At 51.8% G+C, this 17,313-nt stretch carries 14 protein-coding genes and 1 tRNA gene; 8 read left to right on the forward strand and 7 right to left on the reverse strand.

Annotation, left to right across the window (positions count from 1 at the left end; all coding sequences use genetic code 11):
- Positions 1-39: 39 nt before the first annotated feature.
- Complete coding sequence (locus JJD41_RS12730) at positions 40-1,062, reverse strand: aldo/keto reductase (protein ID WP_200666426.1); 1,023 nt, start codon at positions 1,060-1,062, stop codon at positions 40-42.
- 64 nt (positions 1,063-1,126) lie between these two features.
- Here JJD41_RS12730 and JJD41_RS12735 point away from each other — a divergent pair, with 64 nt between their 5' ends.
- On the forward strand, positions 1,127-1,510 hold the full coding sequence (locus JJD41_RS12735; protein WP_168567687.1) for a nuclear transport factor 2 family protein: 384 nt from the start codon (positions 1,127-1,129) through the stop codon (positions 1,508-1,510).
- A gap of 305 nt (positions 1,511-1,815) precedes the next feature.
- Here the strand turns inward: JJD41_RS12735 and groL are convergent, their stop codons facing one another.
- Both groL and JJD41_RS12745 read right to left on the reverse strand, forming a co-directional pair.
- Positions 1,816-3,489 carry a chaperonin GroEL gene (gene groL, locus JJD41_RS12740; protein WP_200666428.1) on the reverse strand — a complete coding sequence of 558 codons (1,674 nt, stop codon included), beginning with the start codon at positions 3,487-3,489 and terminating at the stop codon, positions 1,816-1,818.
- 55 nt (positions 3,490-3,544) lie between these two features.
- Positions 3,545-3,685: a hypothetical protein gene (locus tag JJD41_RS12745; RefSeq protein ID WP_200666430.1), complete on the reverse strand. Its 141-nt coding sequence runs from the start codon at positions 3,683-3,685 to the stop codon at positions 3,545-3,547.
- A gap of 19 nt (positions 3,686-3,704) precedes the next feature.
- On the opposite strand from JJD41_RS12745, the gene JJD41_RS12750 reads away from it, so the two are divergent.
- From JJD41_RS12750 to JJD41_RS12770, 5 genes are all read left to right on the forward strand, one after another.
- Positions 3,705-3,857: a hypothetical protein gene (locus tag JJD41_RS12750; protein ID WP_200666432.1), complete on the forward strand. Its 153-nt coding sequence runs from the start codon at positions 3,705-3,707 to the stop codon at positions 3,855-3,857.
- 646 nt (positions 3,858-4,503) lie between these two features.
- Positions 4,504-8,235, forward strand: a complete 3,732-nt coding sequence (locus tag JJD41_RS12755; RefSeq protein WP_200666434.1) for a DUF4347 domain-containing protein — start codon at positions 4,504-4,506, stop codon at positions 8,233-8,235.
- Between the two features lie 98 nt (positions 8,236-8,333).
- Positions 8,334-8,406 (forward strand) — tRNA-Thr (locus tag JJD41_RS12760).
- A gap of 175 nt (positions 8,407-8,581) precedes the next feature.
- Complete coding sequence (locus tag JJD41_RS12765; protein WP_200666436.1) at positions 8,582-9,091, forward strand: DUF1648 domain-containing protein; 510 nt, start codon at positions 8,582-8,584, stop codon at positions 9,089-9,091.
- A 221-nt stretch (positions 9,092-9,312) separates the two neighbouring features.
- The gene (locus JJD41_RS12770) at positions 9,313-9,801 is read left to right on the forward strand and encodes a hypothetical protein (RefSeq protein ID WP_200666438.1); all 489 of its coding nucleotides are present in this window, start codon (positions 9,313-9,315) and stop codon (positions 9,799-9,801) included.
- Positions 9,802-9,821: 20 nt separating this feature from the next.
- Here the strand turns inward: JJD41_RS12770 and JJD41_RS12775 are convergent, their stop codons facing one another.
- Positions 9,822-10,436: a hypothetical protein gene (locus JJD41_RS12775; RefSeq protein ID WP_200666441.1), complete on the reverse strand. Its 615-nt coding sequence runs from the start codon at positions 10,434-10,436 to the stop codon at positions 9,822-9,824.
- 298 nt (positions 10,437-10,734) lie between these two features.
- On the opposite strand from JJD41_RS12775, the gene JJD41_RS12780 reads away from it, so the two are divergent.
- On the forward strand, positions 10,735-11,877 hold the full coding sequence (locus tag JJD41_RS12780; protein WP_200666443.1) for a peptidoglycan-binding domain-containing protein: 1,143 nt from the start codon (positions 10,735-10,737) through the stop codon (positions 11,875-11,877).
- 42 nt (positions 11,878-11,919) lie between these two features.
- Here the strand turns inward: JJD41_RS12780 and JJD41_RS12785 are convergent, their stop codons facing one another.
- Positions 11,920-12,675, reverse strand: a complete 756-nt coding sequence (locus JJD41_RS12785; RefSeq protein WP_200666445.1) for an ABC transporter ATP-binding protein — start codon at positions 12,673-12,675, stop codon at positions 11,920-11,922.
- Positions 12,676-13,009: 334 nt separating this feature from the next.
- On the opposite strand from JJD41_RS12785, the gene JJD41_RS12790 reads away from it, so the two are divergent.
- Positions 13,010-13,864: an ABC transporter permease gene (locus JJD41_RS12790; RefSeq protein WP_370583805.1), complete on the forward strand. Its 855-nt coding sequence runs from the start codon at positions 13,010-13,012 to the stop codon at positions 13,862-13,864.
- A gap of 157 nt (positions 13,865-14,021) precedes the next feature.
- Here JJD41_RS12790 and JJD41_RS12795 read toward each other — a convergent pair whose 3' ends face one another.
- Both JJD41_RS12795 and JJD41_RS12800 read right to left on the reverse strand, forming a co-directional pair.
- The gene (locus tag JJD41_RS12795; RefSeq protein WP_200666447.1) at positions 14,022-15,044 is read right to left on the reverse strand and encodes an ABC transporter substrate-binding protein; all 1,023 of its coding nucleotides are present in this window, start codon (positions 15,042-15,044) and stop codon (positions 14,022-14,024) included.
- 157 nt (positions 15,045-15,201) lie between these two features.
- Positions 15,202-16,965 (reverse strand): NACHT domain-containing protein, encoded by a 1,764-nt coding sequence (locus JJD41_RS12800; RefSeq protein WP_200666449.1) that lies wholly within the window; start codon positions 16,963-16,965, stop codon positions 15,202-15,204.
- Positions 16,966-17,313: the final 348 nt, after the last annotated feature.

The raw sequence follows: 17,313 nt of genomic DNA on the forward strand, positions 1-17,313 counted from the left end.
CTCCGTCAATTGAAATAACTGATGGCAACCCCAAGCCATTTACCGACGGCGATATTCGTCGCCGCAATCGCCGATCGCCTCCCACAGATCGCGCGATCGCGTGGCGAACTCATCGATGCGATCGCGATCTTCGCCGTCGAGATCGAAACCAAAGGTTTTCGCATTGTCCTCGATATGCTCCGACACCCCCAAGCGCGCGCCGACGATCGCCCCCGCTACGGCGGGCTTGTCGAGTACGTAACGCACCGCCACGTTCGCTATTTTGACCCCGTGTTTGTCGGCAATTTCTTTGAGAACTTGCAGTAATTGTTGAAATAAACTCCAATTTCCCCAAACATCGACCATCTGCTTGTACTTGCCCAACGAAGCGGTATTGAGCCGTCCCCAACGGGGTTCGCCCTCGCCTAAATAGCGCTCCGAGAGCAAGCCGCCGCACAGGGTACCGTAAGCGAGTAAGTGAATCCCCCGTTCCCGGCATAATTCGACCATTTGGCGTTCCGGACGGCGATCCACGATCGAAAACTGGACTTGATTGGAGACAATTTTCAGACCGCGATCGCTCAGTTCTTTGAGGTGTTCGGTATCGAAATTCGTCAGGGCCAGATGTTTAATTTTCCCTTCCGCTTGGAGTTCGGCTAAATAATCGAGGGCGTCGAGATAGGCGCGATGGCGATAGTCCCACCAGTGGAACTGGAGCAAATCCAAGGCTTCGACCCCCATGCGGCGCCGGGAAATATCGATATTTTTTTCGACGATTTCGCGGGTCATCGCCGTCGGTCGGGGAACCCACTTGGTAAATGCGTGAATTTGGCCGAGGGTTTCGGGCGATCGCCGGGTGGCCCATTGGCGGCGAAATTCGCCGATAAAATCCTCTGCCGGACCGTAATGGTCGGCTAAGTCCCAGGTAGAGAATCCGGCATCGGTATAGTCAAACATGGCGGCGATCGCGCGATCGCGGTCAATTTTTCCGTGGGCTCCGGAGACTTGCCACATCCCATTTAAAATGCGGCAAATCTGTAAGTCTGGGGTCAATTGAAAGCGGCTCGATTCCGGTAAGTTCATTTTTATGCGGTTTGAGTTCTCTGGTACGATCGATAGAATAAACGAAAACTCTCCCTTAAAAAAAATGACCGACCGACAGGCATTATTAGATGCTAATGAATCTTTTTATCGAGCCTTTGAGAAGCGCGATCTCGATGCGATGAGTAAAATTTGGTCTCAAGGCACGGCCAGCCTGTGCATTCACCCGGGACGGCAAGCGATCGAGGGTTGGCAGCAGATTCGCGCATCTTGGGAAAAGATTTTTAAAGCCACCCATTATCTCGAAATCGATCTCGATATCGTGCGCGTCGAAGTTTACGAGAATTTCGGTTATATTGTCGCCATTGAAAATTTACTGCAAATCAACGGGGGACGAAAACTCAAAGCGCAATCGATGGCGACGAATCTATTTGAATACTTGGGGGGATCGTGGTACTTGATTCACCATCATGGCAGTCCCATTGTTTGAGGGGGTTTTAAATTTTCAACCCCGAATGAATTGGGTTAATACTTAATTATAATAGGAACACTCAACAGCGATCGCCCGCCCGTTGGCAACCCAATTTTTGCGATCGCAAAGAGAATAATTCACCTCTGAAAAACGATGGGGATCGCGATCCTGGGGTTTGCAATTTAGGTGAAACGAGGCGATCGCGATCCCCGATCGGGGGGCAGTCGATCCAAAAAAAGGTTACAAGGAGAGAACCTTGTAACCTTTTGAATGGCTCAAGGAACGAACCTAAAAGCCAAAGGCGAAATTAGGGGAGGACGAGCTTACATCATCCCCATGCCGCCCATGCCGCCCATGCCGCCCATACCGCCCATGCCGCCCATGGCATCCATATCGGGGGCAGGGGGAGCGTCTTTTTCAGGTTGTTCGACGACCAGGGCTTCGGTGGTCAACACCATACTGGCGATCGAGGCGGCATTTTGCAGGGCCGAGCGCACGACCTTCGCCGGGTCGATAATTCCGGCGGCAATCATGTCTTGATACTCGCCCGTCAAAGCGTTGTAGCCGACGTTAAATTCACTTTCGCGAACGCGCTCGACGACGACGGAGCCTTCGACCCCGGCATTGTCGGCGATTTGACGGACTGGCGCTTCTAAGGATTTCAACACCAGATCCGCACCGAGTTTTTCTTCGTCGTGCAGGGTGGCTTTAATCGCGTCAATTTTAGTCGCCAAGTGGATTAAAGTGGTACCGCCACCGGGAACGATCCCTTCTTCGATCGCCGCTTTAGTCGCGTTGAGCGAATCTTCGATCCGCAGTTTGCGTTCTTTGAGTTCGGTTTCGGTGGGGGCGCCGACTTTGATCACCGCAACGCCGCCCGCAAGTTTGGCGATCCGTTCTTGCAGTTTTTCCTTGTCGTAGTCGGAATCGCTTCTTTCGAGTTCCTTGCGGATTTGAGCAATTCTTTTTTCGATATTACCTTGGGTGGCGTCGGTATGTTCCGCGACGATCGTGGTGCTATCTTTAGAAATCGTAACTTTGCGGGCCTGACCGAGCATGTCGTTGCTGACCGCATCGAGACTCAAACCAATTTCCTCGGAAATGAGCTGACCTCCGGTGAGGACGGCGATATCTTGTAACATCGCCTTGCGACGTTCGCCAAATCCGGGGGCTTTGATCGCGGCAGCATTCAAAACGCCACGGGCTTTGTTGACCACTAAGGTCGCGAGGGCTTCGCCTTCGAGGTCTTCCGCGACGATTAACAGAGGTTGACTGGCGCGGGCGACTTTTTCGAGAACCGGAACCAGATCTTGAATGGCGCTGATTTTTTTATCGACGAGCAGGATCGCGGGATTCTCGAATTCGACGATCATCCGCTCGTTGTCGGTGACGAAGTAAGGGGAAATGTAACCGCGATCGAGTTGCATCCCTTCGACGACTTCTAACTCGGTGGTCAGGGATTTGGACTCTTCAACGGTAATGACGCCGTCTTTGGTGACTTTATCCATCGCTTCGGCGATCATTTGGCCGACTTCTTCGTCGTTACCTGCCGAAACGGTTGCTACTTGGGCGATCGCGCCGCCTTCGACGGGCTTGGCCAAGTCTTGAATCTCTTTGACGAGTTTGTTGACGGTTTTTTCAATGCCGCGACGCACGGCTACTGGATTGGCTCCAGCCGCCACAATTTTCATCCCTTCGCGGATCATGGCTTGGGCTAGGACCGTCGCCGTGGTCGTTCCATCTCCGGCTAAGTCTTTCGTTTGCGAGGCCACTTCCCGGATCAGTTGGGCGCCAGTATTTTCTAGCGGATCTTCTAATTCGATTTCTTTGGCGATCGTGATGCCGTCATTGACGATATCGGGGGCGCCGAATTTTTTCTCCAGTACCACATTACGTCCTTTCGGGCCTAAAGTAATGCGGACGGCATCGGCTAAGGCGTTGACGCCTCTTTCCAAGGCGCGCCTGGATTCTTCATCAAATGCAACCAGTTTGGCCATACTTCAGCTTCCTAGCTCTCCAACTAGCAAATTTAGCACTCTCTGGGGTCGAGTGCTAATGCGTGGAAACCGTACAAGGAAACCGTCGGTTGTCGATCGCCTCGATGCGGTGGCTACGGTGCGATCGCCTTGCCAAATAAGGAGAGAAGGCCCGATCGAGGCGATCGAGGGGAAGGGTTGACGCGATCGCCGCCATCCCTATTGTACGGGAAGCTATGACGTTTGTGCTGTGGGACTCTTGGCGGTTGGCTCCCGGCGCGATCGCCTTGCTGGGGGAACACGCGATCGCGGTTCCCTGTCACAGAACCTGGGGGAGTGAATCTACCAACGCGACTTCATTCGCCGCTCTAACCGCTTTCACTCGTTAATATTGGCGCGATCGTGGCTGTTCGTTTGCCCTCGATCGGCAAGTTTTTTCCGATTGACAGTCATTTTTTAAGACATTTTTCAGTTTATCTTTGCCGAAAACTAAAAAATGTCAGTTGATTGAAGAATTTTGTCGTCAATGTATTTTTGAGAGCATCTTAATTAAATGCTCTCCTTGAGGCTCGATGAATCGACTTGAGTAATTACATTTTTGGTCTCATTTGGCTGATATCATTTGTATGTCATTAAATAAAAATTAGATTGTCATTTTATATCTCTAATTCAGACAAATCCTGAATTTTAATCTATTTGTTTGCGTAAAAATACGGGATTTTAAAATTTAAGCTTTTCAAAAATCCGCAAATTCATCCCTAGTAAATCAAAAGAGCTTTTAGTTAAAATTGGAAACAGAGAAGCCAGCTAATCTCGATCGCGGGCGATCGCGGCATCAATTTTCTGCATTTGAAAGGAAAACCGAAGAATAAAATATCTCCTTTTCTCCGTATTTGCACTTAGAAGTTTCAATCTAATTCAAAAATAAATAACTCAATTCTTATTCGTTGATAATACAGCTAAACTCGATAATTTTCCAGATGCCATCACTCCGAAGGTGTATCTACAATTAAAATCCTTCTGGAGCGGCAAAAGATGAATAATAAGATTCAAGTTTCCCTCGATCGCTGGCCAGCTACAACGGCCAGAATAATCGAGTTAATTTTTATTGATTTAGGAATAGAAAATCCGAGAAAATTACTGGCAGGGGTACGACCGGGGAGCATGGCGATCGCCCTCGATCGCAACCGGAATGGAATCGAACAGATAGCAGAAACGATCGAGAAATACGGCGATCGCCCCGAAAAAATTGGCAAAATCCATATTTTCGCTCACGGTCGTCCCGGCGAGATCGAGCTGGGAAATAGGAAATTAAACGAAAAAAGTTTTAGCCGCGATCTCCATCATTTAGAGCGCTGGGCGAAAGGCTGGAGCGAAGACGGGGAACTGCATCTGTACAGTTGCCGAGTGGCGGGCGATCGCGGTCAAAATTTTCTCTATCAATTAGCAAAATTTTTAGGCGTAAAAATTGCGGCGTCCGAGCATTTGATTGGCAAGGTGGGGGTAGAGACCCATTGGAATTTAGAGTTTGCCACGGGCAAAATAGAACGGAATTTCCCCCTAGAAAAAACAGCGATCGCAAATTACGCGGGAGTGTTGGCCATGCTGAATGTAACGAATACCAACGATAGCGGTGCCGGGTCGCTCAGAGCGGCGATCGCCCAAGCCTTGCCGGGAGATACGATCGTTTTTGACAGCAGTTTGAGCAATAGCACGATTCGCTTGAGCAGTGGTCAACTCGAAATTAATAAAAATCTGATTATCGACGGAGCCAACGCCCCGGGGTTGACGATTAGCGGCAATAATGCATCGCGAGTTTTTGACGTTAAAAACGACGTCAATTTTAATCCAGTCACCTTTACCTTGCGTAACGCGATCGTCGCCGACGGCAAAACCACTCAAAATGGAGAAGAAGGGGCGGGGGCGGGGATTAGAACCGACAATCGAACCACGTTAATTGTCGAAAATAGTCAATTTATTAATAACTTTGCCAACGGAGAAGGCGGCGGGGCCATTTTTGGCGGGTGGCGGAGCAAAAACACGATCGCCAATAGCCAATTTGAGGGGAATGGGTCGTCCGGAAATGGGACTTCGGGGAAAACCGAACGGGGTGGGGGGGCGATCGCCGTTAAAAGCGAAAGTCAAACCACGGTGACCGATAGCGAATTTACCAATAACCAAGGCACCCTCGGCGGCGCCATCAATACCCTCTTAGGGGGACTCACCGTCGAAGCTTCCATTTTCCTCAACAACGACAGCCTCTCGAATGGGGGTATCGGTTACGGCGGCGCTATTTATACCGACGGGGCCAGCGACCTCAACGATCCGGATAGCGGCACGATCGCCATTCGCAACAGTCACTTTGAAGGAAATACCGGACAAGGACAGGGCGGCGCCTTATTTCTCTACGTCTACAATCCCGATCGCGTCGTCGTCGAAAACAGCACCATTGTCAATAACACCGTTTTGGAAGCGGCGAACGGCGACGCCTTGGGCGGCGGCGTGCGGATTGGCAACGGCGACGTGAGAATCATCAACACGACGATCGCCAACAATCGCGCCTACAGTCAAGGCGGGGGCTTGTGGTTGGGAGAATCGGCGACCTTATCGATGGTCAATAGCACGTTTTCGGGCAATCGCGCCGAATCGGCGGATGGAACTTCCGGACTCGGTGGGGCGATGATGCTCAACCATAAGGACGGTTTCAACGCTACGATCGACCATACGACGGTTGCGAATAACTACGCCGGATTCCAAGGCGGGGCATTTTGGGGCAATGGGGACCGGACGACCCTGAGCAATTCAATTTTCGATCGCAATACGGCGGGTAATGGCGGGAACGATTGGAATAACAAGCAACATACGGGAGTCGAGTTAATCGACGGGGGCAATAACTTACAATTTCCGCCGAAAAATCCCGACGATGGGAACGATGTCAATATTACGGCGAACGTGACGATCGCCGATCCGAAACTCGGACCGTTACAAGATAATGGGGCGGGAATTCTCACTCATGCTTTATTAGACGGCAGTCCGGCCCTCAATGCGGGGGCGTCTTCGGTGACGACGGACCAACGAGGGGTGAACCGCAATCAGCCCGATCTCGGATCGTTCGAGCAATTCAGCCTCGATTTTGTCGAAACGGTCTCGACGGGAGAGGAACCCACTCAAGGTTCACTCGCGCGGGACGTGCAGGTGCAGTTGACTCAAGCCCTCAATTTCGATCTCAATATTCCCTACAGCGTCACTGGGGGGACGGCGACGGCGAATAGCGATTTTACCGAACCGTCGGGGATGCTGACGATTCCGGCGGGGGCGACGACGGCGGCGATTTCGTTACCGATTCTCGCCGATAGCGAGGCGGAAGCGGCGGAAACGGTGCAACTGAGTTTGACGCCGCCGTCGGGTGGGGCGTATGGGTTGGGACTGAATCGGGTTCATACTCACACGATCGCGGCGAATTCGACAACGGCGCTACCCGTTCCGGCGAATCCGAGTCGTTTTGTGGCGACGGCGCAATCGGCGACGGCGGTACAGTTAAGTTGGCAAGACAATAGCGATCGCGAAACGGGATTTAAGCTGGAGCGATCGCCGGATAATACGACCTGGGAGGAGATCGCCACGACGGAGGCGAATGTCACCAGTTATCTCGATTCCGGACTGGCGGCAGATCGTCAATATTATTATCGCCTCAGCGCGATCGGCGATGGGGGCCGTTCGGATTTAATTACGGCGGAGGTGACCACACCCGTTGTCGAGAATCCGGTAGAGAATCCGACGGACCATCCGATCGCGCCGATGTTGACCGATCCCGATGCGGCGATCGGGGACGGGTCGGATCCCGAGGGACTCGTCTGTCCCTGTGAGGGTTTGCCGAGTTCGAGTGAGTTGCGTCAGTCGGTCGAACCGCCGGGGAGCGATCGCGCGGTGGTCGCGAGTACCAACGATGATTTTTACTGGGGAACGCCAGAAAATGAGGCGATTTCCGGTTTGGACGGTTTCGACTACCTCCTGGGAATGGAAGGCGGCGATCGCATTGAGGGGGATGGCGGTAACGATTTACTCCACGGCAATATCGGCGACGATTGGCTCGATGGCGGGGTCGGTGACGATACTTTGTTCGGTGGAAAGGACGACGATTTACTGTTCGGTGGTGGGGACAACGATGCTCTGTTCGGGGATTGGGGGAACGATACCTTGTTCGCCGACGACGGGGATGATTTTCTCAATGGCAATCGCGAGAATGACTGGCTGTACGGCGGTGGCGGGAATGACACGATTCACGGGGGCAAACAAAATGACACCCTCATGGGTGAGTGGGGCGACGATACGTTATTTGGGGATTTGGACGACGATCTCGTTTGTGGCAATGAGGGCCGTGACCTGCTGTTGGGCAATGTCGGCAAAGATATTCTCTGTGGCGGTTTGGATGACGATACGGTTTACGGCGGGAAGGACGACGACGTGCTGTTTGGCGAAGCGGGTGACGACGTGCTGTCGGGGGATTTGGGCAACGATATCGTTGTCGGCGGGGCGGGTCGCGATCGCTTCGTCTTGCGTGAGGATGGCGGTCACGATGTCATTGTCGATTTTGAAGTCGGGGTCGATTTGCTGGCCTTGAGCGGGGGACTGACGCCGGATGCGGTGGAATTTGTCCCTGGGGACCGAGGGGCGATCGTTCGTCTCGCGGGGGGCGATCGCCTGTTGGCGACGTTAGAAAATGTCAGTGCGGACGAACTCAGTGCCGGGGATCTGACGTTGATTTAAGGGTTCCCTGGCTTCCCGGGTCGTCCGGGCACATTTTTTCAGTCGGGGGGATAGGCAAGCATCGAGAAAGCTGCTACAATGGGTCAGGTTATTGCCAAGCCGATGTAGCTCAGAGGCCAGAGCATTCGATTCGTAATCGAATGGTCGCGGGTTCGACTCCCGCCATCGGCTTTGCGCCTGGAGAAATAAAGGACTTTGGGCGTTCGATTTTGGAAGGGTTCGACCCCTTCCAGATGCCCGACGAACTGCAACAGAAAGCTCCCCATTTTGGGGGGCTTTCAACTGTATGGGGAGATCTTGGCGATCGTTCGTCTCGCGGGGGGCGATCGCCGGATGAAATGGACGAATGAGTCAGAAGGGTTCGCGGCGTCCGAAACTCAAGATCGGGCGATCGCGGTTGGAAAATCTGCTCGAAGTCGTGGCGATCGCCAGTTTAATTTTGGCGATCGGCTTTCCGATGACCGTCTGGAACGAGCTTCCGGAAGAGATTCCCGTCGATTTTTCCTTAAACGGACAACCGAGTTTATGGGGTTCTAAACTGTCGATTTGGCTGTATCCGGTCTGCGCGGCGATCGGCTATCTGGTGATGACGGTAGCCCGTTTCTATCCCCACACCTTTCACTATTCGGTTCGGATTACCCCAGAAAATGCACGCAGGCAGTATCAAAATGCCCTGTACTGGTTGAGTTGGACTAAAGTCAGCTTTATTTTGACCTTCGGATTTGTCGAGTGGCAAACGGTTCGGATCGCATTCGGGTATCGCGATCGCCTCGACTGGAAAGGAATCGTAGTTTTATTGGCGATCTTTTTGGGGGTAAACTTCGTTTATCGAGATCGCCGCGATCGCGACAGCTAAATCTAGACCCAAGGGTGAGAAAAACCCACAACTTCCCGCAAAATACTGCAACCATCGCCTCAGTTGTGCCTCAAGTTTTTACAGGTCTATCCATCAAAAATGATTATCCATTGGGGGGATTTATCCAAAGCATAAAATTAAAAATCTAAAATCTTCACGCTAAATTCTAAAATGTTAATCGTGCTACGGTAGCATACTGTTAGCGAGAAGGAGCGCGTCTGATGGCTACAAAAAATATTCGGATTGTCGGCTATTTACCGCCACCGTACCACGAGAAACTGCGCGAATACATGGACGAACACGACCTCAGCGAAAGTGCGGCGCTGGTGAAGATGGTCAAGCAGTTTTTTGACGGTCCGGTGGCGTCCCCTCACGCGGAGGAACTCTCGGAAGTACAAACGGCGATCGCGGCGTTGCAAAACCAAGTCGAGCATTTACAGCAGCGCGTCAGCCTTTTGGAAGCGGAAAGTCAGCCTTCGCGCCGTCAAACCCGACTGGTGGGCAAAAGTCCGAATCGGTCGGGTCATTCCGGGAATTTAACCCGTCAGGGGCAAGCCGATCTCGCCCGCCGTCTCGGGGTAACGTCCAAAACCATTTTAGAGGCGGTAGAACAAGGGGAAGACTATTTTCACAAGTGGTCGCAACAGCGAGATCCGGCGGGTCGGGCTTGGCAAAAACGGGGGAGTTGGTTTTATTCGGTGGGGGAGTAGGGGGAGGAATTTTGGAGGTGTCAGGTCTTCGTTTTACCCCATAAGGCTAAACCGCCGCCGCGTCCTCGGGCGGCGATCGCGGTGTCGGTGACGAGAAAATAAGCAAAAAAAGCTTGTTTGGCGATGCGATCGCGGTAAAATCCGGCTTCGCCGCTTTGTCCGCCGCGAATGTCGCCACCGTAGAGCTTGGCGCCAAAAAGTTTGACCTGCATTTGGGTAAAATCAAAAGCGACGATATTTTTAGGCGGTATAAATTTCGTCGGACCGCTCAACGTCACTTGCAGCATTCCTAAATTAACCTGATTGCGAACTCGTCCGATCGCCTCGCACCCATCGAGATCCACAGATTGGGCGAGGGAGAGGTAACTCAGTTCGATCTCGACCCAAGGGGGAAGGTAAAGTCCGGAACCGATTAAATTTCCGGCCCGTTGGCGAGTTTTTTGGGTTCCGGTGACGAAACATAAACGCCAGGTTCCCAAAAATTCCTCGAAATGGTAGCGGCGTTTGGAGGTTTTAGCGAGGCGTTCGGCATTTAAAAGAGCTTCGACCACCGTTTCCGGTTTCGGTTTGTCGGGAGAGTGGGCGAGGACGCTGTTGACGGCGCGATCGAGTAGGAGTATAGAATCGTCTTGCATCTTCTGGTTAATTTTTGATTCAGCTTAGTTCTTGACGGGAGAGAAAGAGAGGAACGCGGGAGGGGCGATCGCCTTCATTTAACTTATCAGTTAACGAATGGGTGGATCGAACCGCTATCTTATGCGGATGTCGTTTCGCTAAATTAGAACTAATGGGTCAGTAGGGGTTGACTTGAGGTTTCCTCTAACCGAGTTAATCCTTTTTAAAACAACTACACGACTGACGAGTTGCGCGATCGCATACTCGACGATCGCGAGACCATCATTCAATTCTCACCCTCACAATCAGAGGCTCGTTATGGAAAATTTGGCTTATTTAGAAGTGCTGGCCGCGCGCGATCTGCAAGTCGATCGCCCGGTCACCGTTACCACACAATTTAACTGGAAAAAGCTCTCGGCGGCTGCCAGTTTTACCCTACTCGGATTGACTCCGAGCTTATTTTTAGTCGTTCACACTCAAGCCAGTTTGGCGGCGTTGCGTTTCGGCGATCGCGGTCCGCAAGTCACCGAACTGCAAGCGCAATTGATGGATGCCGGAATTTACAACGGTCCGGTCAACGGTTATTTCGGGCCGCAAACGGAAGCGGCGGTCAAGCGTTTTCAACAACAACACCAGACGATCGCCGATGGGGTGGTCGGTTCGGTGACCGAATCGCTCTTACACTCTCCTCACACTCAATATACCGACTTCGGTAAGGGCGATCGCGGCGAAAAGGTCGTGCGCTGGCAGCAAAGTTTATCAATTCTCGGTTACTATTTCGGCCCGATTTCGGGCATTTACGACGAAGGAACCACCGTCGCCGTCCGCGATTTTCAGCGCGATTACGGCTTGCCGATCGACGGGAGGGCCAATACCAACACTCAAATCGCTGTCGAAGAGGCGATCGTCTTTACTCCCGGCGCCGATCCGGTAGATGTCACTCCGAGTCGCCGTCTGGACGACACCCGCGAAACCCCTGACCCATCGGTGGAACTGCTAGCCAGAGGCGAACTGTTGGCGAGAGGCGATCGCGGTCCGCAAGTCGAGCAGTTGCAAGATCGATTGCTGGCCCTGGGTTACTTCCACGGTCCGCGTACCGGATATTTCGGTCCGCTTACGGAAACCGCCGTCCGCAGCTTTCAAGCGGACTATCATCTCGCCGTCGATGGCAAGGTCGGCAGCACGACCGCGACGATTTTATCTCAAACTCACCCCGGCGAGCCTTCCGTGTCCGGCGATCGCGCCCAACTGGCGCGCGGCGATCGCGGTTCCGAGGTGGAAGCACTCCAGCGTCAGTTAATGAGTGCGGGCTATTTTCACGGTCCGGTTACTGGATATTTCGGCCCGCTTACCGAGGAAGCGGTCGAGCAGTTGCAGCGCGATCGTCAGCTCTATGCCGATGGGGTTGCCGGACCGAATACCCAAAATATTTTAGTTAGCTTGTTGCGATCGGTCGAGTGAGCCATCCCCAACTTTCTAGGGCGGTCGTTGGGGCCGCTTTTTTTATTGTCGTAATTGGTGCAGAACTTGACGCTGAATTTCGATAAATTGTGGGGTCAATTTGGTTTCTAAATCCCGATCGCGATCGAGATCGACGTGGATTTCCGCTTGAATTTTACCGGGATGCGCGCTCATGATATAGATGCGTTGGGACAGAAAAATCGCTTCTTCCACATCGTGGGTAATCGTTAAAATTGTGGTGTGAGTTTGCTCCCACAAATTTAATAGAAAAAGCTGCATTTGTTCCCGGGTTTGCGCGTCTAAGGCTCCAAAGGGTTCGTCCATTAATAACACTTCCGGTTCGTTGGCTAAGGCGCGGGCGATCGCCACCCGTTGTTTCATCCCTCCCGAGAGTTGTTTGGGATAGGCATCGGCGAATTGACTCAAGCCGACGACTTCTAAATAATAAGCTATTTTCTCTTTTTGCCGCGATCGCGAGACCCCTTTGAGTTGCAAACCAAAGGCAATATTATCCGCTACACTCAACCAGGGAAATAGAGAATAGTTCTGGAAAATCATGCCGCGATCGCTCCCCGGTCCGCGCACGATTTGACCGTCAACGAGGACTTCTCCCGCACTCGGAAGCATCAATCCGGCAATGATGTTGAGTAAGGTGGATTTTCCACATCCCGACGCGCCGACGATCGAAACAAATTCATTCGCTTCTAAGTGCAAGTCGATCGCCGCTAAAACGTGCAGGCGATCGAAGTATTTGTCAACCCCACGCACTTGCAATTTCGCTTCGCCGAATTCGGTCATTCTTTTGAGGGAGTTTTGAGATGGCTCGGTCAGTTTAGCTCGCTGTTGCGATCGAAATTATAAAAAAAATGACGATCTTTTTTGATAAAGAAATGTAAGGCAGGCGATCGCGGGGGCGCGTTTTGTGATATGTTTATATTATAATGAAAATATGGTCAAAATTTTTATTTTGGCACAAATTCCCATTATAATATAAACAATACCAAACTTCAGCCGCCAGCGCAATCCCCATTCGAGCAAATTTCGCGCAAAAATTGATAAATTTTTGTAAAAAAATATTACAAAAGTAGCCAAAAAATACAGCGATCGCCGGGATGTTAGAATCCAGGATCGAGTGACTCCTGCCAGTATACCTCAGCAGCCCATGCCGCGATCGCGCCCATCCTATTTAAAACCTTCTGTTTTTTGGAGTATTCGTCAAGGATTCCCCAAAAAGCTGAAACTCGCCCTTTCAACAATTGCCCTCGTCATCCCCCTACTCTTGTGGGCGATCGTCAGTTATAGCGGTTGGGTAACGCCGATGATTTTACCCACACCAACCGCCGTTATCGAAGCGGCGATCGTCATGTTTTTTCAAGAAAACTTATGGGTAGATATTGCCGTCAGTTTCACCAGAGTTGCCCTAGGATTTCTAGCGGCGGCGGCGATCGGCATTCCCATCGGCATAGCCATGGGAACCTTTTACAGTATGGAAAGCCTGTTTAGTCCGATCGTCGGAACCGTTCGTTATATGCCCGTTGCCGCTTTTATTCCCTTATTAATCGTCTGGTTTGGCTTAGGAGAACTGTCCAAAGTCGCGATTATTTTTCTCGGAATAGTCTTCTATAACGCGATCATGATCGCCGATGCGGTGAAATTTATTCCCAACGAACTTTTAAACGCCGCTTATACCCTCGGGGCCGATCGCAAAGCGATTCTCTGGCGCGTCATTTTACCCGCCTCGGTTCCCAGTATTCTCGACACCTTGCGGGTCAATATTGCCGGGGCGTGGAACTTCCTCGTCATCTCCGAACTGATTGCCGCCGATCGCGGTTTGGGCTTTAGAATTATTCGGGCGCAACGGTACGTACAAACGGATAAAGTTTTAGTCAGTATTGTCGTGATTGGGGCGATCGGATTGTTACTCGATTATGGCTTTAAAGTCGTTTCGCGCAAACTCACCCCCTGGGCCGAACATTCCACCCATTAAGAGACTGTTTATAAAATCAACATTAACAGCCCGTTTCTATTGTCTTCTGTAGGGGTTTGGTTACCAAACCCCTAGATTTTTTTATATTTTCTTTATAAACCGTCTCTCATACCATACTCAAAGCAATTCAGAGGTAAAAGAAGTGATTCCTATTAACTTATCCCGCCGCTTCATTTTGCAATGCTTTGACAAATTGCGGTTCGATGAAGGGTTCTAAGTCGGGAATCCTATCGATTTGACCTTGAGATTGGAGAAACTTCGCCAAAGATTGCATCGACTTTAATAAATAAACGGGACTATTCGGATCGGCCAACATTTCTACATTTGCGGCTAAATCGGGCAGTTTGACTCCTTGTAGATCGGTTTTCAAACTTTCGGGAGTGACGCCCAAGCGTTTGGAGGCGATCGCCAATCCTTCATCGGGATTTGTTTTCAAAAACTCCAATCCTCGTAAAACTCCGGCGACAAAAGCCCGGACGGCTTGGGGATTTTGTTCGATAAAATCCGCATCAAAAACATATAAATCAGTAATAGCCGTGGGCATTTTGGAGGAATCGTAAATAATGCGTCCGTCCTTTTGAACGTCGTTCGCTTGTTTTAAAAATGGGGCATAAGTCACCGCAATATCAATATTGCCGGATTGATAAGCCGCCGCCGCCGCATCGGGTCCGGCATTGACGAGGGTAAAATCTCCCGAACCCAAGCCGACGGTATCGAGGACTTGCAATAAGAAAAAGTGGCTGACGCTGGCTTCTTCTACGGCAATTCGTTGTCCTTTAAAGTCAGAAATGGTTTGAATTTTATTCCTCGCTAAAATACCGTCGCCGCCGACGGAATTATCTTGAACTAAGACGATGCGAAATCGTTTTCCTCGGGCCGCGAGGCTGACCGCTTCGGAGACGACGGGAGAAACGGCATTGAGTTGACCGGAAATAAAGGCGGTGTTGCCGTCGGTATTGGTTCCGAAAACTTTAATGTCTAAATTTAAGTTTAAGTCTTGAAAAAAACCTTTTTCTTGGGCGATGTAAAGGGGAGTGGAACCGACCCAAGTAAACAAACCAATGGAGGCGGTATTGGCGGACGATCGCCGATCGCCGGGAGTGCAGGCGTGGAGAATCAGCCCTCCGGTGATTCCGGAAACGAGTTGTAAGGTTTGGCGACGAGTCCACAGTCGATTCATAACAGGTTCGGGGTGAGAAGTTGGGTTTAGTTTAGCTTAGAAAATGAATAAATTTTTGGGAATCGGGAATTGTTTTTAGGGAGGGATTAATGAGTTGAAGAAGGTAGATCGGTGGAAGGGATGTTGTTGATGGCGATCGCCCCTTTTCGGATAGGAGTTAAGATCGCGATCGCCCCTGGGGAGTGCAAGCACTTAGATATTCGGAAATTTGACGGTGGACGAACAAATAACCGCCACCGACTTTATACATCAGTCCGATGGTGACAAGGCGATCGAGAAAATCGGCATACTTCCAAGGCATGTGACCGCTAAAGGTGAGAATGAGGCGCAAACATAAATGTTGAATGCAGGAATTTCCGGCGGCAAAAATGCCTAACAGAAAGCCCGCGATCGCCCCTCGGACGGGAGAAAAGGCAAAACCGACGGCGACGGGGATCGCGAGTATGCCACTCAAGCATCCGACGATCGCCGCTTGTTTGGCCCGTTTCCAGATGCCTTGATTGGGATAACTGTGAGGATCGATCGCGCGATCGATCGGGTTGATGCGGGTTAACATTTTGCGGACGAGTTTGGGGGTGAGGCGGCGAAAAATCAGTTTGCTGACCAGGCGATAGGGATAGCGCAAGATTTTGCGACGCAACCCGTTCCACAGGAGGCGGGCGATCGGTCGGCGGAGGGAATGACCGAGGATTCCAGCTAAGGGTTGGAGGGTTCGGAAGGTCAGCGTACTGAGGGATCCGCCGATTCCGCGCAACCATCCGGCGGCGATCGGAGTGCGGATAAATTGGAAGATCCGGGCGATCGCCACTCCCACCGGACCGCGCAAACTGCCGATCGCCAAGCCACTGAGGACGCCACTACCCATGCCGATCGTCGGTCCGGTGAGGATACCCCGTGCGATCCAAACGAGGACGATATACAGGTAATACTGCCAGCGATGGGGCAGCCAATCCGAGTGCAATTGTTCGAGATAAAACAGGCTGCGGGCGCGATCGCCGGGTCTTTGGGCTAGCCACAACAGCCAGGGTCGCACCCGATCGCGGCGGTAGGGCAGGCGATCGCAGGCGCGATCGATCGCCGTCTGGATGTAGTTGTCGATCGTGCGATCGCCGAGGTCGCCGCCGTGACTGGCGATCGCCTTGAGGGTCAACACGGTGACGGCGCGATCGCCACCGACGGGAAGTTTGCCCTCGGGGTGACCGTTGAAATAGTGCTGGATTTGCACCGCCGTGGGCGATCGCACGCCGATCGCGCGATCGAACTGTACCCGAGTTGCCACTTCGTGAGCTTCCTCGGTCCGACTCGTGCCGATAATTGTAAGATCGGGATACCGTTCGATAAAACGATTGAGAGCTTCGCAACCGGGCTGCTGTTTCTCGATCCCGAGGGCGTCCAATCCTTCCAGACAGAGGATGAAGGGAAGACGATCGCCGTCGTCGTCGAACCATTCCCGGGCGAGGGAAGGGGAAATTTGATACAAAGTATGAAGCTGGGCGATCGTCCACTGGGCGATCGGGCAGTCTTCCCCGGGCCAAGAGGCGAGGTCAAAAATCAGGGGAATGGGAGCATTTGGGTTATTTTCGGCGAGTTCGAGGCGATCGCGAACCCATTGTAAGAGTAAGATCGTTTTACCCGCCCCCGCCGAACCTAGAATCAGCAGAGTTTCCCCGGCTTTGAGGTCGAGCAAGTGGCGGCGATCTCCCGTGGGTTGGGGAATCGTGAGATTTCCGGCAACGGAGTGTACTTCGAGATCTAAATGCAATTCCTCCCGACCGTGCAACGCCGGAATTAACACCCCTTCCAGCCAAAATCGGCGTACTTTTCGCAGTAACCCACGACGGATTTCAGCCGAGAGGGAGTAACCCAGTTTGCTCGATCTGCGATCTGTTGTTGTTTTGCAACGGTTTGGCTGCCAATTCATAGTTAACGAGCATTTCTTTCGCCACGGCTTCCCAGCGAAGCTGATTCGCTGTCGATCGCCCCTTGTTATTCTCCCGCTTATTTGTCTTCACAATAACCCCCTATGGATATATTGGGGTCGGTTCTTCGGGGGATTTTTGCAACGAAAAGAGAGGGATTCTCACTCGGATCGCGTTCTCGGGTCTCGACGGATTCCCGGAAGGGTTGAAGGGTCAACGCGATCGCGTTAAGTCATGCGATCGCCCGTCAAAAATAGAGGAAATTTGTTGTAAATTTAGGAAAATTGAGGACTGACGAGCCTAATTTTCGATCTTGACAAATTTGCTGTCTTATGAATAAGAAAGCTCGC

Source organism: Oxynema mangrovii CENA135, assembly GCF_016632315.1.
GTDB classification, from domain to species: domain Bacteria; phylum Cyanobacteriota; class Cyanobacteriia; order Cyanobacteriales; family Laspinemataceae; genus Oxynema; species Oxynema aestuarii.

Bases quoted from the DNA above. Each gene is read 5' to 3' on its own strand.
- JJD41_RS12800 (WP_200666449.1), bottom strand. From the start codon at position 16,965: ATGAATTGGCAGCCAAACCGTTGCAAAACAACAACAGATCGCAGATCG.
- groL (WP_200666428.1), bottom strand. From the start codon at position 3,489: ATGGCCAAACTGGTTGCATTTGATGAAGAATCCAGGCGCGCCTTGGAA.
- JJD41_RS12780 (WP_200666443.1), top strand. From the start codon at position 10,735: ATGGAAAATTTGGCTTATTTAGAAGTGCTGGCCGCGCGCGATCTGCAA.
- JJD41_RS12795 (WP_200666447.1), bottom strand. From the start codon at position 15,044: ATGAATCGACTGTGGACTCGTCGCCAAACCTTACAACTCGTTTCCGGA.
- JJD41_RS12770 (WP_200666438.1), top strand. From the start codon at position 9,313: ATGGCTACAAAAAATATTCGGATTGTCGGCTATTTACCGCCACCGTAC.
- JJD41_RS12785 (WP_200666445.1), bottom strand. From the start codon at position 12,675: ATGACCGAATTCGGCGAAGCGAAATTGCAAGTGCGTGGGGTTGACAAA.
- JJD41_RS12775 (WP_200666441.1), bottom strand. From the start codon at position 10,436: ATGCAAGACGATTCTATACTCCTACTCGATCGCGCCGTCAACAGCGTC.
- JJD41_RS12735 (WP_168567687.1), top strand. From the start codon at position 1,127: ATGACCGACCGACAGGCATTATTAGATGCTAATGAATCTTTTTATCGA.
- JJD41_RS12765 (WP_200666436.1), top strand. From the start codon at position 8,582: ATGAGTCAGAAGGGTTCGCGGCGTCCGAAACTCAAGATCGGGCGATCG.
- JJD41_RS12730 (WP_200666426.1), bottom strand. From the start codon at position 1,062: ATGAACTTACCGGAATCGAGCCGCTTTCAATTGACCCCAGACTTACAG.
- JJD41_RS12745 (WP_200666430.1), bottom strand. From the start codon at position 3,685: ATGGCGGCGATCGCGTCAACCCTTCCCCTCGATCGCCTCGATCGGGCC.
- JJD41_RS12750 (WP_200666432.1), top strand. From the start codon at position 3,705: ATGACGTTTGTGCTGTGGGACTCTTGGCGGTTGGCTCCCGGCGCGATC.
- JJD41_RS12755 (WP_200666434.1), top strand. From the start codon at position 4,504: ATGAATAATAAGATTCAAGTTTCCCTCGATCGCTGGCCAGCTACAACG.